Origin of the sequence: Myxococcus sp. AS-1-15 (assembly GCF_020037055.1) — a bacterium.
GTDB classification, from domain to species: Bacteria; Myxococcota; Myxococcia; order Myxococcales; family Myxococcaceae; genus Myxococcus; species Myxococcus fulvus.
In genome coordinates, this window is sequence record NZ_JAIQDF010000008.1 from 280,860 (window position 1) to 295,713 (window position 14,854).

Here is a 14,854-nt window from a genome sequence, read left to right on the forward strand (position 1 = left end):
AGAACACCATGGCCAGAACACCCGAGGCCGCTCCCCGTCCCGAGGCCTACTACGCCGGCGCCTACTGGGGGCCTCGGAAGGAGTCCCCAGAAGATTGTGCTTTGCACACGGCAACCCTGCTCAACCGCCTGGCGGAGTGCGACCCGCTTCTCGCGCACTGGTACAAGCCAACCAAGTCCCGCGCCTTGGCGGCCATGGTCTCGTTGATGCCGCCAGACATGCCGACTCTTGCCGAGCAGTTCCGGCGAGGCGTCAACCGCGAACGAGGAGGCCCGGTCATCGAGCAACTGGGCTTCAGCTTCTGGTTCGACAATGGAGGGTCAGCGGGAGATTGCGCAGCGCTGCGCATCACCTCGGGCGCCTATTCGGAGGCCGTCCCCAACTATTGCACGCTGACGCTCCCCAAGCGCGGGCCGAGCGCGGAGCGGATGCTCACGCTTCCTGTACTGCCCCGAGTGGTGGGCAGCATGGCCTCAGCCTGGGATGCGGACTGGGCGCTGGCTACGTCGTGGGAGCACCGCGAGACGCTCCCTGAAGGAACCAGGACAGGGACCTTCGTCGGTTGGGTCACATACCTGTCCCTGCGACGTGGGAGGGTGCCACCCCTGCCAGCTCCCGTGCGCATCGAGCCGATCGAAGGCAAAGGAACACTCGTCATCCTGACTCCAGAGCGCTTCACGGCGACGAACCCGGAGCATGTTGCGCTGGCGCAGCACGTGCGCGAGGTGCTGACCGCGGCTGGGCTCCTGCAGCCTGTCACTCCCTGAGTCTGGAAGAGTCAGGCTGCCATTGATGGCGCGGCGGGCGAACGGTCTCCGCGCTCAGTGCTGCACGTGGGCCACTTCGCGGGGCGCGGAGAAGAGGCTGTCGCGGCCGTGGTGGAGCACCACCTCGCCGTGGAGCACCTCGCTCACGTCGTCGAACGACACCGCGAAGTCGTGACGACGCAGCAGGCCCTTCTCGACGATGAGCTCCTTCTCCGTGATGTCGACGATGTGGCCGATGACGTGGCCGTCATTGCCTCGGACCTTCATGCCCTTGTGAATCTCTGCGCGGGTGAACATGGGAGCTCCCTGGGGGCGTGGGAAGTACCCCTCGACGTGAAGCTGGGGCGCCACCCCGCACCGTGCACCACCGGACGTCGTGACAGACCTCCCGGTCTCCTGGTGCCGCGCCGTGCGCCCGCCCGGCGGCCTGCTTCCCGGCTGGATACGCAGCATCACCCCGTGGTCGCTCGCCGGAGCGTGCCCATCTTGGCCCGGGGAGGTGTGCGCATGGTCGTCGGCTTCATGGCATCGCGGACGGGACGTTGGCTTCGAATCGTGACCGGGTCCTGTCTGGTGCTGGGGGGACTGCGCGCGGGGTCGGCGAAGGGCGCGGGGCTGGCCCTGCTGGGGCTCGGCCCCCTGGTCGCCGCCTCGCTGGACCTGGTGCTGATGGGGCCCCTGTTCGGCCTGCCCCTGCGCGGCGAGGACATCCGCCGCGAGCTGGGCGTGAACGAGGAGGCCTCGCTGCTCAACGGCCACCGCCGCGCGGCCTCGTCACGCGCGGCGATGCTGCTGCACTGAGCCTCAGCGGTTGCCCACCTGGAACGGGATGTCGAGCGTGCCCAGCGACTCACCGCTGTTCGCGTCGACGGGCCGCGCCTCCAGCACGACGCCGCTCTCGCGGCCCGTGACCACCTGGAAATAGATGAAGCCCTGCACCGTGCCGCCGTCGCCCAGCGTTCCCTCGGGCAGCGCCTGACGGAGCATGTCCTGCGTCGGCAGCGGCTCCTCGCACTGGTACGCGTAGGGGCCCGGGCCGTACGGCCCATAGAACGGATAGAACGGGCTGCCCCAGCGTGGACCGAAGCGCGAGCCCCACCGGAGCCCTCCGCCCATGTACACCCATGAGCGCCCCGAGCCCCCCGTGCCCTCGTCCATCGACGAGAGGGCCGGCTGCCTGAGCGAGAAGGGCGCCAGCGCGGAGTAGCGGAAGCGCGACTCGGTGCCCACGAGCGAGAAGTCCTCGTAGCGGATGCGCAGCGTCCTGCCGCTCTGGTTCTCCAGCCGGATGTAGACGGGCGTGAGGGTGCGCTCCAGGTTCGCCGGCGAGCCCTTCCACGCGGAGGCGTCCGCCACCAACCGCACCCCCGCGCCCTCCGCGACGGCCGAGTCCTGGTCCGCGGGCAGCACCTGGGCCTGCGTGGTGGGCTTCAACGTGTTGGTATTCGAGGCACAGCCCGCTGCCACCAACAGGGCGACGAGCGGCACGAGCGCGCGCATGGGGTGTCTCTCCTTTGCTGGAAAGGTAACCCTCGCGTGCCTCACGCCGCCCGAGGGAGCGGCGCCACCCCGGAACGCCGCCGAGCGCAGAGGGGCCTCACTGACTGGCGGGCGGCGTGGGCTCCGCGGCCGCGTGCGGCCACGCGGGGGACGTCAGGCTGCTCCAATCCTGCTGCCGCGCCCAGTCCTCGAACGTGTGCCAGCGCACGTCCGGATAGTCGTGCCGCAGCGTGAGGATGTCCGCGTGGTAGCCCACCCGGTCCAGCCACTCGTACATCGCCGCCAGGTCCTCGCTGCGCTCGCGGATGTACTCCAGCGGCAGTTGCTCGAAGTGGATGCGGTGCCCGCTCACCATGGAGAGCAGCCCGGCCGCCTGCTGTCCGGTCACCTCGTCCGAGGCCACGTCGATGCGCTGCTCCAGGTGTCGCTCGCCGTTCTCCAGCACCTTCACGGCGAAGGCGGCCAGGTCCTCGACGGTCACCATCTGCAGCCCGCGCGTGGGCGGCAGGCCGATGGCGAACACGCCGGCGCGCAGGCCCTCCTCGAACATGGGGCTGGTGAGGTTCTCCATGAAGAACGTGGGCCCCAGGATGGTGAAGGGCAGGCCGCTCTGGCGCAGGTGCAGCTCCACGCGGTGCTTGCTGTCGAAGTGGGGGATGCCCGTGAGCCGGTCGGCCCCGGCGACGGAGGTGTAGACGAAGTGCTTCACCTCGGCGAGCCGCGCGGCGTTCACCTGGTTCATGCCATGGCGTATCTCCATCGCCACGCCGGACTCGAACGGCGTGGCCATGGCGTAGAAGGCGTCCACGCCCTCGGCGACGCGGGCGAGCGTGTCCACGTCGTCGAAGGTGCCCACGGCCAGCTCGGCGCCCAGCGTCTCCAGCGCGCGCGCGCCGGGAGCGTCGGGGTTGCGGACATAGGCGACGACGCGGTGTCCGCGGTGGAGCAGGTGGCGCGCCACGGCACCGCCCTGCCGGCCGGTGGCGCCGGTGACGAGCACGGAGAAGGAGTGGGCCCTGGTCATGTGTGAACCTCGCGACAGACAGCACTACGGGATGTCGGGAAGGTGGGGACGATGAGGGCCTCTGGCGAGCGTGGAGGAGGCGGCGCTTGTGCCCTCGCCCGAGCCCGCCGGGCAGCAAGGCGTGCAGGCCCCCCTCGTTTTCCCTCCCAAGTCCTCCCCCGGCCGGGCCGCGTGCGTGCGATGGTGCCGCCGCTCATGAGCAAGCGAGACAAACCGCAGGAATCCACGCTGGTCACGGCCGCCCGCTCCCTCGACGAGGGACTGGAGCGGTTCGAGGCCCTGGCCCAGCAGCTCCAGGACGCGCCCCTCCAGGCGGAGAAGCACCTGGAGAAGGCCTCCGCCACCCTCAAGGCGCTGGCGGACATGGACGAGGAGCTGCGCGCCCGCGTCGCCGGACTGGTGGGCGCCATCTCCCAGGTGCGTGACCGGCAGCAGACCCAGGCGGAGGCGGTGCAGGCGCGCGCGATGGAGCTGCAGCAGCGCACCGAAATCTTCAAGGACCTGCTCGTGCGCTACGGCTCGCTGGGGCAGAGCGCCGGTGAGCTCAACGTGCGGATGCAGGAGTTCGCCGCGCAGCGCCAGCAGGCGAAGACGCCCGAGGAGAACGCGGCGCTGGCCACGTCGTTCCAGTCGCTCCAGGACCGCATGGGCGAGGTGGCCGACGAGGCCCAGTCGCTGAGCCAGGCCGCGGAGGAGAAGGACTTCAACGACATCTCGCGGCAGGCGGAGTCGCTGCGTCAGCAGCTGATGTCCGCGCGCAACAAGCTGTCGCTCTTGCAGAAGAGCTTCGGCGGGTGAGGGCGCTCAGCTCAGGTAGGTGGGGGCGAACTCGTCCGGGCTGTTGATGGGGCGTCGTCCCGAGAAGCCGTCATACATGCCGTGCCAGTGCGAGACGGCGGGCTCGCCGATGCGCCAGCACAGGTAGACGGGCTCTTCACCGCGGTGGGCCCGGAAGTCGACGAGCCCCTGCGCGCCTTTGATTTCCAGGCCCATCTCGTGGAACTGGCGCAGCTCGACGCGGACCTTCTCGAGCAGCGCGTCGCGCTCCTCGCGCAGGGCCTCGTGGTTGGCCAGGGCCTTGCCCTCGGGCGTGCCGAGCGTCTCCACGAGCTGTTGCACCCGCTCCACCCAGGGGCGGATGTGCTCGAAGGTGCGGCTCAGGAGCGGCACCAGTCGATTGGCCTCGTCGACGCTGAAGTAGCGCATGGCCGGGGAGCATGCAGGGCGCTCGGGCGCATGACCATCCGTGGTGTGGCCGGAGCGCGCGCGTTTGCGCACGGCCTGACGCTCAGCCGCGCAAGAGGGAGGTGTGGTTGTCCTGAAGCCAGCGTTGCGCGGCGTCCTTCAGGGGGAAGGTGTCCTCCCGTTGAAGGAACGCGGGCGAGTGTCCCGGCGCGCAGCGGCCCTGGGCGTCCAGGCCGTCGCCGTCCTCCTCGTGGAGGTCGGCGTGGAGCATGGAGTGGAAGACGAGGTAGTCCACGACGAAGGCGGGGACGTGGGGCCGGTCCAGCGCGGGGTGGATGCGGATTTCCCTCAGGCGCGCGTCGTAGCCGCCCAGGTGGATGGAGCGCCGGCGGCCCTTCGACGGGCGACGCGCCCAGCCGATGTCCACCTGGACCCTGTCGTCGAACCAGTCCGCGTTGAGGCGCGACTGGACGGCGCGCAGGTCGAAGCAGCGGCCGCGTGAGCGCAGCGCCTTGCCGGGGCGGCGCTCGCGGCGCACGAGGTCCTGGTGCTCGCGTGCGTAGGCTTCGAGGAGCGCGCCCGCGCTGGCGTCGGAGCGCGCGGCGTAGAGCGCGATGGCGCGCACGACGTCGTCAGGGGCTTCGAGGAAGAGGTGGTGCACGCGCAGCCGCAGGCCCTGGGGGACGCGGCGGAAGCTCACCAGCGTGGCGCGGTTGTCGGTGAGGCGCAGGTGCACGGGCGCGCCGAGGAGCTGTGAGAGACGTCGCGCGAGGCTCGCGGCCTGGAGGAGCGCATCCTCGCGCTCCGGGAGGCGGCGTCCGTCGTGCGGCTCCGCGCGGGGAGGTGACGCCGGCTCGCGAACGGGGCGGGTGCTGGCGCGTGGAAGGGACTCCTCGCGCGCGGGCCCGGCCGGGTCGAACAGTCCGAGCTGTGAGGGGGGCGGGGCTCCCATCGCCCCGAAAAGGTATGCCCGAGAGGGGGGAGGTTTCCAGCGGGATGCTCGTCCGGCTGGTCGCCATGCGACAGGCTATGCGGGACGCGTCCTGAACGGACCCGACACCTCGTACGTCACGCCGCGCCCATCCGTGCCGCGCTGCGAGCTGAGGTAGAGCCGCTTGCCATCGGGGCTGAAGGCCGCGCCCGCCAGCTCCGAACCGGGGTGCCCCACCACTTGGAGGAATGGCGTCACCTTGCGGTCCGGCGTGAGCAGGCACAGCTGCATGTCATCGCCGTCCTCGCAGACGAACACCTCGCGGGCCTTGGACAGGGTGAGGTTGTCCACGCCTCGCAGCGGCGCGCTCGGGTACGTCGCCGCGTCGTACAGCACCTCGAGCCGGCGGGTCAGCGGCGTGTACGCCCAGACGCGGTTGTCGTGCTTCGTCGTGAAGTACACGATGCCGCCTTCACTCCAGCAGCCCTCGCCGCCGGCGAACACCGTCGTCTCCTTCGCGTTGGCCTGCTGCGCGGCGGATGTCAGCGGCGAGACCGGCACCCAGCGCACCCGCGCGCCCGAGCGCGCATCGCTGATGACCTGCGCGGCCTCCAGCGTGCCCTCCTCGAGCGACGGCCACTTCGCCGACGTGAAGCGATAGAAGCGCCCGGTGGGCGTGTCCTCCGTGAGGTACAGGCGCCGGCCCAGCTCGTCCACGGCCGCGGCCTCGTGCACGAAGGCGCCCAGCATGGGCCTCGCCACACCCTGTCCCGGCTTCGTCGGGTCGCACTCCCAGACGAGCCCCTGGCGGTGCTCCTCGCACGACAGCCACGTCCCCCAGGGCGTGGGGCCGCCCGCGCAGTTGAGGTGCGTGCCCGAGAGGATGCGCCACGCGCCCGTGACCTGCCCCTTCGCGTCGAAGCGCACCGAGGACACGCCACCATCCGGGGACACCTCGCTGTTGCTCGCGTAGATCCACCCGCCATCCGGCTGGGCGAAGCAGGCCCCGCCGTCCGGTGCCATGTGCCACACGTAGTCCGTTCCCAGCACCATGTCGCCGCTGCGCGCGATGACTCGGGAGGTGAAGCCACGCGGCAGGCGAAGCCCGTTCGCGTCCGCGACGTCCGCCAGGGCGCCATACGGGCCGATGCCCGGCGTGGGCGGCGCGGCGTACACGTTGCGCCAGAAGCCCAGGCTGCCGAGGGCCAACGTGCCGCCCCCCAGGGCGCCGAATCGCAGGAAGTGACGACGGTGCATGCCCCTGTTGTCGCCCATGTCCTCCGCGAGGGGAAGCGCCACGGAGTGGCGGACGTCGGTGAGGCGACCGTGATGCTCCCGCCATGCAGGCAGGCACCTCGTCGGCCTGCTGCCTTCATGTGCGGACCCACGTTCCCGGGCGGCCTCAGCGTCCCGGCTGCAAGTAGCTCACGCGAGACGACTCCTCCACGGCGCTCTCGGTGACGCGGGCCTCGACGAACTCATAGCCCATCAACGCGAAGACGCGGTCCCGGTAGAAGATGGGGCGCGCGTTGCCGTACCAGTCCGTGCACGACCTGGTGCACCCGTCATCACGAGCCTCCGTGGACGCCTCCAGCGCGCCCAGGCTCGACAATCGCAATCCCGCGTCCACCCGCAGGAAGGACACCTCCGCGGAGCCGTATCTCAAGTGACTCCACGAGCCCCCCTGCATCCGCACGGGCAAGCCCATGACGCCGCCCCCCGTCCCATCCGGCTTGAAGAAGAACCCGTGACTGCGCGTCTCGCCCTGGGTCGCCCCGGGGCGTGAGAGCGAGTCACTCCTCACGGGCCCACCTTCCGTGAGCGCTAGCGTGCTCAACCTCAATCCGAACGAGTCCTGCCCTACCACGAGCGCGCCCGTGCTCCCCAGCGGCTCCAGCCGCGTCACCGAGTGCTCCAACGCCAACCGATGCACGTCCAAGGGCACGCGCACGTCCGTCACCCACACCGCGTGCTCACCTCGACTCGAACCCTTGTTCGTCGCATCGCCCGAACCCCACAGCACATGGTCCCCCACGAAGCGATTGCGCAGCGTGCCCGTCACCGGTCCCGGCAGCACCGTGAAGTGCTCCGCGCGCAGCCCGCGCAGCTCCGCGTCGAACGCCGCCACCGGCGCACGCAGGAGCGCGAAGCGTCCATCGCCCCGCGTCAGCTCCGGCCCCCACATCGAATCGCCCTGGCCCGTGGCCACGAGCAACGCATCCAGGTGCCCGTCTTCACTCTGCCGGAACGAGAACTGGTCGATGGGCGCACCCCGCGCACGCAGCGCCCCAGGCTCGCCGCCATCCAACGGCAACCGATACACCACCGAGTCCGGAGTCGTGCTCCGCGCCCCGCCCTCCACCGCCCACCACTCGAACCCCGGAGACACCCACAGGTACACGGCGTCCCGCGACACGTAGAAGGTCCGCGAGACGGGCGCCATCAACGCGCTGGCCGTGCACGTGAACTCCGCCGCGTCCAGGTCACACCGCACCACCGTGTGCAGCATCGGCTGCAACGTGGTCTGCACCGGCTTGAACACCTCCAGTCGCGAGAGGATGGGGCGCCAGGCCGTCGTCTCGTTGCCACGCACCCACGCGCGCGTGGACGGCAGCGACACCGTGCCGCCCGACAGGGGATGATAGGGCAGGTAGAACACCAACGTGCCGCCCACCAACCGGCTCGTGTAGTTGCGGCTGGAGTAGTAGTCGCTCGAGCTGATGAAGTGCGTGGCCTCGTGGGTCAGCCCGCCCGCGTCGTCCAGGCGGAACAGGCCAAGCTCGGTCGCATTCACCGAATGGCTGTAGCCCACGACGACGATGCGCCGTCCGTACACCAGCAGCTCGTCGTACCAGGAGCCTCGGGTGAAGCCCGGCGCGTGCGCGTCCACCTGTGTCACCGGCTCCAGCGCGCCTTCCCCCTGGCGCACCGTGAAGAGCCGTCCCCGCCGCAGCACCACGAACCAGTCCCCCACCGCCTTGACGATGTCGCCCTCGTCGACGCCGGCCTCCTGGTTGTGGGTGATGGAGGGCTCCGACTCGTCGGGTGTCTGCGGGGACGGCTCTCCGTCCGCGTGCTCACCGCCGCAGCCGATGACGGGGCCGCCTCCCGTGGCCAGACTCGAGCGGATCGCCTCCACCCGCGCCAGGTGCGCGTCGAGATCCGCCTCCGAGCTGAAGCGCTCCAGCCGCGTGAAGGTGATGGACTCCACCTCCGCGCGCGTGAGGGCGCGAGGCTCCGGGGGACACGCCGAGATGACGAGGGCGAGGAGCAACCCCGTCACCAGATGATGACTCCGAGGACGACGCGATGGGCGCATGGGGCCGCCCATCCAGCAAGGCCCATACCAGGGGTGGGGCCCTCGGTCTCAGAGCAACAGTGACACGTGGGGGACACGGCGCGGGCGCAGGGGCGCGACGCGCGTGTCAGGGGCGCTCACGACTCGCGGCACAGCCGGTCCACGCGGCCCAGCAGGGTGGGCATGCGCGAGGCGCCGTGCATGCGCTGGATGGACTCGGCGGCGGCGGTGGTGCTCAGGCCCACCGCGCTGACGAACAGCGGGCGCTGGCTCTGGCCGCGCAGCACCGGCAGGGCGACGTCGCTGGAGTGGAAGGACGTCTTGGCCACGCCGATGACGGGGACGGCGCGCCCCAGCGCCTCATGCAGGTGGGCTCCCAGCCCCGGCTTGTCCTGGCCGAGCCAGACGTAGCCGTCGACGACGATGGCCTCCAGCGGCTGGGTCACCAGGGCGAGCACGCGCAAGAGGTGGGGCAGCTCCCGGCGGTAGAACTGGCCGGGCTCGTACTCCGCCGCGCGAGGCCCGCGGTCCACGTGGTGCCCGGCCTCCACACCGTCGGCCCAATCGCGAAACAAGACGCACGCGGCCACGGTGAGGTCTTCGCGGTAGTCCACGTCCACGCAGGCGAGCATCTCGTCATCTCCTCGGTGTGAAACGGCCCGCCGCGGACGCACGGGCCGGAGGCCGGCTGACCTCGCTCGACTCAGGGGTCGACGATGCTGCCGGGGTCGACCTTCGCGGCGCGCAGCTTCTCGAGCACGGCGTCGTCCGGCCAGGACAGCGTCCGGTGTCGCGGAGGCCACGCCCCGGGCACGGGCGTCAGGCAGTGGCCCGCCAACCGGAGCACGTCGGCGAAGGGCACCATGCACAGCTCGTCCGAGCCCTCCTGGGCCGCCTCGACGATGACCACGTCCGTCTCCGGCAGCATCGAGTCCACCTCGCGGGCCCAGCTGCACCAGGAGATGGGCCGGCTGTCCCGCTCGCGCACGATGACGCTGAAGCTGGGGACGAACACGTCCAGCTCGCTCGACTGGTGCTGGGCCTCGAGCAGCGCCTTCTGCTCGCCGTACTCGACCATGGCGAAGCGCACGTGGTTGCCGCGGATGCGCTGCGCGAGCGCGTCGTCACCCGGGCGCCGGTACGGCACCACGCGGCCCGCGTCATCCACCGTGTAGAGCGCGAAGGAGATGCCGCGCGAGCTCGCCTCGTGCTCCCGCTCGGCCACGTCGCACAAGCGCTCCAGCATGACCGGGTCCTGGTCCCCGGTGATGAGCATCATGGAGCGCGTGGGGATGGCGGCCACGGGGCGCCCCTTCACCTTGCCCGCGAAGGACGCGAGGAAGCCCGGCAGGAGCAGCCGCGACGCCTCGTAGGTGTCGTTCGAGTCCACCGACCACAGCGGACTGGGGCGCTCCTCCTGCAGCTCCACGCCCACGTCGCGCAGGGTGTCCAGGTGCGCGTACGCGGCCTGGAAGGCCTCGTCCACGCTGACGCCCCACTGCTCCAGCAGGTCGGGCTGCACGTACATGCTCGTCTCCGGCAGGTCGACCACCAAGAGCTCGCGCAGGAAGGGGATGGTGCGCCGCTCCACCATGAAGCTGGAGGCGTGCGCGCCCGTCGGCATCTGGCCGCCGAACGAGGCCGCGCGCGGCACGGGCAACAGCCGCTCGCGAGCCTCCTCCCAGGTGAGCGAGCTGCCACTCGGGCTGGAGATGGCGCTGATGAAGCGCTCGATGATGTGCGTGCGCTCCTCGGGAGAGACCTCGCGCGTCTCCGCGAAGAGGTTCTCCAGGTACGTGCGCATCTCCTTGCCGTGGTACAGGAAGCTCAACCCGTACTCGCCCGGCAGGCGCGTCACCTGCGACACGGCGGGGTCGGCGTTCAACACCGACTCCGTCTCGCGCAGCAGGTACTCCCGAGGGTCCACCGCCGCCTGCGTGTCCTCGACCTTCTTCCCGAACCCGAACAGCTTCTTGAAGAAACCCATGCGGGTTTCCTACTACAGCCCCAGGTACGTCAGCAGCGCTCCCATGTCCGCATCGGAGAGGGCCTCCAGGCTGTAGGCGGGCATGTTGCCGCCGATGTGGAAGAACTGGCCGTGTCTCACCTTCTCGATGACGACGAGCGAGTGGGGGATACCCGGGAAGAGCTCGTCGTAATCCCGCGTCACCTCCGGCAGGATGGAGGCCAGCTCCGTCAGGCGCCCCGCGCCTGTATGGAGTTCACCGTGGCATTCCTGGCAGGCCGCGCGATACACGGTTTGTCCGCGCTCCATGCTGCCGCGAGGCACCTCCACGATGTCCTTCACCACGGTGTAGGGCAGGGCGGGCGCCTGGGCATCCGGGCTGATGCTCACCAGGTACTCGTACAGCGCGCGGCTCTGGGGCGAGTCCACCGGCAGCGGCTGCACGCCGCGCATGAAGCTGACGTAGCAGAAGTTCACCGCGTCCAGCAGGTTCGTCTCGTAGCCGCCCCACCAGTCCGGACGCGACACCACGTTGTGCAGCGTGTAGCCGGAGTCCATGCGGCCATCGAGCGGCGTGGGCGTCGTCGCGTGACAGGTGGCGCAGGAGAAGGCGTTGAACTGGCTCTCCGACAGGCGCGCGTCGCGGAACAAGAGCTCGCCGTACTGCGCCGCGGTGGGCGGCTCGGCCTCGTCACCACACGCGGAGGCGAACAGCGCGAGCGCCACGCAGGGCCACAGCTTCCAGGACGCGCGGCTCATCGTCGACCTCCGAGGATGCTCACCGAGTCCGGGAAGATGCCCACGCGCACGGTATTCACCACCGCGCCGTCGGCCAGGTTCACCGCGTGCAACGTGCCGGGGCCCACGTGGTCGCCCTCGCAGACGACGAGCGCGTGGCTGCCATCCGGCGTCAGCGTCGCTTGATGCGCGTTGAGACAGCCCTCGGGCGCCAGGTCGATTTCGCGTTGGATGTTGCCTGTGGCCGCGTCGATGACGAGCAGCGCCTCCACGCCCTGGTACGGCACGTAGAGCGTCTTCCCGTCCTGGCTGAAGTCCCCGAACATGGGCGCGCCCGCGAGGCGAATCGTGCGCGCGGCGTTCATCGTGTTCGTCGCGGACTCCAGCACCTGCAGCTCGCGGCTCGCCATGGAGCTGACCCAGACGTCGCCCGTGGTGGGTGACATCGTCAGCGCGTAGGGCTGGTGCCGGGGGGCGATGGCGGTGCCCGCGCCGGGGGCCACCTTCACGCGCCGGGGCTTCTCGGTGAGCGCGGTGAGGTCGACGATGGCCACCTCGTCGGACCAGCAGGCGATGTACGCGGTGCGCTCGTCCGGGGACAGGCGGATGGCGTGCGGCGCCGGGCACACCTCAAGCATGGCCTTCCGGGTCATCGTCTCCGCGTCGATGATGGCCAGCCGCGCGTGCATCTCCTCCTCGGTGCCGCCGCGCCGCGCGACCTCGACAATCTTCAGCGTGTCGAAGTGCGACTGGTACAGCGTCTTGCCGTCCTTGCTGACGATGACGTCGCCGGGGTTGGGGTCCACGCGCACCGCGCCGACCCGCCGGTTGTCGCGCGCGTCCAGCTTCAGGCAGTAGCCGTCATCCGAGCCCGTGCCGTGCGCGCCGTGGGGACCCGAGCCGCCGCCCGGCACGTAGTTGGAGATGCCCACGTAATAGAAGGCGCCATCCGGTGACACCGCCGTGTGGTGGGGGCCCTCCAGCTCCACCGGGTTGAGCCCCACCGGCACGCGCGCCAGCTCTCGCCAGCCCGGCGTGGTGGCGCCATCCAGTTCCAACAGACTCACGGTGTCATCCAGGCTGTTGGTCACCAGGACGCGTCCGCCCGGACCGGGAGGGGGCACGGTGCTGCCCTCGGTCCACGGCGTCTCGTGCTCGTACTGGAGGCCGTCCGGCGGCTTCACGCCGTCGAAGGGGCTCTTCTCCTCGGAGCAGGCGCCGAGCAGCAGTCCCAGCGCGGGCACCCACGCGCGCGCGAGTCGTCGCGTCATGGCGCCTCCGGCTCGATGCGGAAGGTGACGGGCTGGGCCAGGAGGTACGGCCCTTCCTGGATGCGGTTCTGGAGCAGGTACGCGCTCGTCACCTGCACGGACAGGTCCTTGCCGGCGTTGGCCTTGAGCGTGTCCCACGTCGCGGCGTCGAGCTGCCAGGACAGGTTCGAGGTGAGCATCTCCACCGGGCACTCGCGCCCGGGCACCGTCACCTGCACCCAGTAGATGTCCCCGGTGAAGGGCGGCAGGTGCGCGTGCGCGGTGGGCAGCAGCCACTGTCCCACCGTCGCCAGCATCGTGCGCGCGGTGTCGAGGGGGCTCGCGGGCCTGGAGCGGGGCAGCGCCTGGGCGAGCGACGAGTCCCACGTCCACGTCGGCGCCGCCGCGTCGAAGGCATAGCGCGTGTTGCTCTGGGGCGAGGACAGCGCCGTGGCCTCCGCGTCCGCCTTCGCCAGGTTCCGTGCGTCCACGAGCGCTCGCCAGGCCTCGTCCGTGGCGTCTCCTCCGTAGAGCGGCTCGCCACACTGGGAGCCGGTGGGCTCGTCGTCACCGCAGGCGGAGGTCAGGGCCAGCAGGGCGGCCGCGGAGGTGGTCCAGAGGAGGCTTCGCGAGAGGGGCTTCATGGGAGGGGACCTGTCGTGGAGTGCACACGCCGCCGACCACGGCGCAGCAGGGTGAAGAGGGACAGCAACATCAGCAGCGGCGCCATGTTCCCACCCATCGCCCCGCAGCCTCCCGACCCCTTGGGACCAGGCGGGGGTTCAGGAGTGGAGCCTGCATCGGGGGTTCCCGCGTCGGGCGCTCCCGCGTCGGGCGTGCCCGCGTCCTCGGGTGTCGGCTCCTCGACGCCGCCATCCGGATACAGCGGCGCGCCGAGCTGCTCGGCCAGCTGGGGCCAGCGGCTGGGGCAGAGGTCCCGCACCGGCGTGCCACGCGGACAGTGGTGCGTGCCCTGGATTTCGTAGAGGCCGAACAGGTGCTCCCACGTGCTGCCCTGGTCGGTGCTGCGCGCGAGCGCCCAGTCGTGCAGCCACGTGGAGCCGCAGCCGTAGAGCGTGTCGCCCTGGCGCAGCACGCACGCGTTGCCCGTGGGCAGCGTCAGCATGTCCAGCGGGCCCGTGGAGGGGCCGCGGAAGAAGTGGTTGAGCGTGCCGACCCACGTCGTCTTGCCGTCGGCGGACAGCTCCATGTTGATGAAGACGTCCTGGATTTCGGAGACGTTGACGAACGTCTCGCCGCCGTCGTCGCTGCGCAGCATGAAGGTGGAGCCCTGCGACGACACGCGCGCCCACACGATGTCCGCCGACACCGGGTCCGCCGCCTCCACCATCAAGTCGTAAGGCAACAAGAGCGGCGCCAGCGTGTGCACCACCTCGCGCCACGTCTCTCCCGCGTCGTCGCTGCGCAGCAGGAGCATCCGGCCCTCCTCCTTGCCCGTCGCGTACAGGCGCTGGGGGTTCGCCGGGGACACGCGCACCGCGTTGAGCACCAGGCCCTGGCGCAGCAGGGGAGAGGGGGCCCACGTCTCGCCGCCGTCCTGGGAGCGGTACAGGCCATTGGGCCTGCCGTGCCGCGAGGTGACGACGTACAGCACGCGGTCATCGGTGGGGTGCGCCGCGAGGCCGGAGACCCAGGTGTCCTTGAAGTAGGGGTGCGTGTTCCACGAGCAGCCGCCGTCGGGGGAGCGCAGCAGCGCGCTGCCCGTGGCCGCCATGATGTCGCCGGCCTCACGCCACAGGTAGGCCGTGGGGTTCCAGCCGCCGTAGCCCATCGCGTCCGGGCATATCCACCGGAACGTCTTGCCAGCGTCGCGCGAAATCACCGCGCCGAACGTCGCGCCCAGGAAGAAGTCCTCCGGGTGGCCTCGGCGGAGGGTGACGTTGGACGTCTCGGGCAGGCCCGCGTGGGCGCTCGCCGTCGTCCCGGCGCACACGGCCAGCAGGCAGAGGACCTGGCTCCAGCGGTGGGGGTGCTGATGCGACATGACGGGGCTCCCGGGATGGTGACGGCCCATCCCGGACCTTAACGATTGGGCCTCCCACATATAGCGGAGGGTTTCGTGCGGACGGGTGCGGCGCTTTGCCACCCCACCCCACGTGGCGGTGGTGTGGGCGGAAGGTTTTGCAGCCACCACTTCACGGGTGCGGGTGACCCGTGGGGGACTCGCCTCGTGG

16 protein-coding genes are annotated in these 14,854 nt (G+C 70.6%); 3 read left to right on the plus strand and 13 right to left on the minus strand.

What is annotated here, in order from left to right; all coding sequences use genetic code 11:
- Positions 1–8 precede the first annotated feature (8 nt).
- Positions 9–767, plus strand: a complete 759-nt coding sequence (locus K8625_RS22795) for an immunity 52 family protein (RefSeq protein ID WP_223783888.1) — start codon at positions 9–11, stop codon at positions 765–767.
- 54 nt (positions 768–821) lie between these two features.
- On the opposite strand, the gene K8625_RS22800 is transcribed toward K8625_RS22795, so the two are convergent.
- Positions 822–1,064, minus strand: coding sequence for a hypothetical protein (locus K8625_RS22800; protein ID WP_046716841.1), 243 nt, complete (start codon positions 1,062–1,064; stop codon positions 822–824).
- Positions 1,065–1,322: 258 nt separating this feature from the next.
- On the opposite strand from K8625_RS22800, the gene K8625_RS22805 reads away from it, so the two are divergent.
- Positions 1,323–1,568, plus strand: a complete 246-nt coding sequence (locus K8625_RS22805) for a hypothetical protein (protein WP_223751183.1) — start codon at positions 1,323–1,325, stop codon at positions 1,566–1,568.
- Between the two features lie 3 nt (positions 1,569–1,571).
- Here K8625_RS22805 and K8625_RS22810 read toward each other — a convergent pair whose 3' ends face one another.
- Both K8625_RS22810 and K8625_RS22815 read right to left on the minus strand, forming a co-directional pair.
- A complete protein-coding gene (locus K8625_RS22810) occupies positions 1,572–2,267 on the minus strand; it encodes a hypothetical protein (protein ID WP_223783889.1) in 696 nt (231 codons plus the stop codon).
- A gap of 97 nt (positions 2,268–2,364) precedes the next feature.
- Positions 2,365–3,291, minus strand: coding sequence for an NmrA/HSCARG family protein (locus tag K8625_RS22815; protein ID WP_223751181.1), 927 nt, complete (start codon positions 3,289–3,291; stop codon positions 2,365–2,367).
- Between the two features lie 195 nt (positions 3,292–3,486).
- On the opposite strand from K8625_RS22815, the gene K8625_RS22820 reads away from it, so the two are divergent.
- On the plus strand, positions 3,487–4,089 hold the full coding sequence (locus K8625_RS22820; protein WP_223751180.1) for a hypothetical protein: 603 nt from the start codon (positions 3,487–3,489) through the stop codon (positions 4,087–4,089).
- Positions 4,090–4,095: 6 nt separating this feature from the next.
- Here the strand turns inward: K8625_RS22820 and K8625_RS22825 are convergent, their stop codons facing one another.
- From K8625_RS22825 to K8625_RS22870, 10 genes are all read right to left on the minus strand, one after another.
- On the minus strand, positions 4,096–4,497 hold the full coding sequence (locus tag K8625_RS22825) for a DUF2203 domain-containing protein (RefSeq protein ID WP_046716838.1): 402 nt from the start codon (positions 4,495–4,497) through the stop codon (positions 4,096–4,098).
- 82 nt (positions 4,498–4,579) lie between these two features.
- On the minus strand, positions 4,580–5,428 hold the full coding sequence (locus K8625_RS22830; protein WP_223783890.1) for a hypothetical protein: 849 nt from the start codon (positions 5,426–5,428) through the stop codon (positions 4,580–4,582).
- Positions 5,429–5,503: 75 nt separating this feature from the next.
- Complete coding sequence (locus K8625_RS22835) at positions 5,504–6,682, minus strand: alkaline phosphatase PhoX (RefSeq protein WP_223783891.1); 1,179 nt, start codon at positions 6,680–6,682, stop codon at positions 5,504–5,506.
- Positions 6,683–6,809: 127 nt separating this feature from the next.
- Complete coding sequence (locus K8625_RS22840) at positions 6,810–8,726, minus strand: beta-propeller domain-containing protein (RefSeq protein WP_223783892.1); 1,917 nt, start codon at positions 8,724–8,726, stop codon at positions 6,810–6,812.
- Positions 8,727–8,842: 116 nt separating this feature from the next.
- Entirely contained in the window at positions 8,843–9,337 is a 495-nt protein-coding gene (locus tag K8625_RS22845) for an endonuclease V (protein WP_223783893.1), read from the minus strand.
- A 71-nt stretch (positions 9,338–9,408) separates the two neighbouring features.
- The gene (locus tag K8625_RS22850; protein WP_223783894.1) at positions 9,409–10,692 is read right to left on the minus strand and encodes a DUF1444 family protein; all 1,284 of its coding nucleotides are present in this window, start codon (positions 10,690–10,692) and stop codon (positions 9,409–9,411) included.
- A gap of 12 nt (positions 10,693–10,704) precedes the next feature.
- Positions 10,705–11,430 (minus strand): c-type cytochrome, encoded by a 726-nt coding sequence (locus K8625_RS22855; RefSeq protein WP_223783895.1) that lies wholly within the window; start codon positions 11,428–11,430, stop codon positions 10,705–10,707.
- The gene (locus K8625_RS22860; protein WP_223783896.1) at positions 11,427–12,680 is read right to left on the minus strand and encodes a YncE family protein; all 1,254 of its coding nucleotides are present in this window, start codon (positions 12,678–12,680) and stop codon (positions 11,427–11,429) included. The genes K8625_RS22855 and K8625_RS22860 overlap by 4 nt, the downstream gene beginning before the upstream one ends.
- On the minus strand, positions 12,677–13,303 hold the full coding sequence (locus tag K8625_RS22865; protein WP_223783897.1) for a hypothetical protein: 627 nt from the start codon (positions 13,301–13,303) through the stop codon (positions 12,677–12,679). The genes K8625_RS22860 and K8625_RS22865 overlap by 4 nt, the downstream gene beginning before the upstream one ends.
- Complete coding sequence (locus K8625_RS22870; RefSeq protein WP_223783898.1) at positions 13,300–14,664, minus strand: hypothetical protein; 1,365 nt, start codon at positions 14,662–14,664, stop codon at positions 13,300–13,302. Before K8625_RS22870 ends, K8625_RS22865 begins: the two co-directional genes overlap by 4 nt.
- Positions 14,665–14,854: the final 190 nt, after the last annotated feature.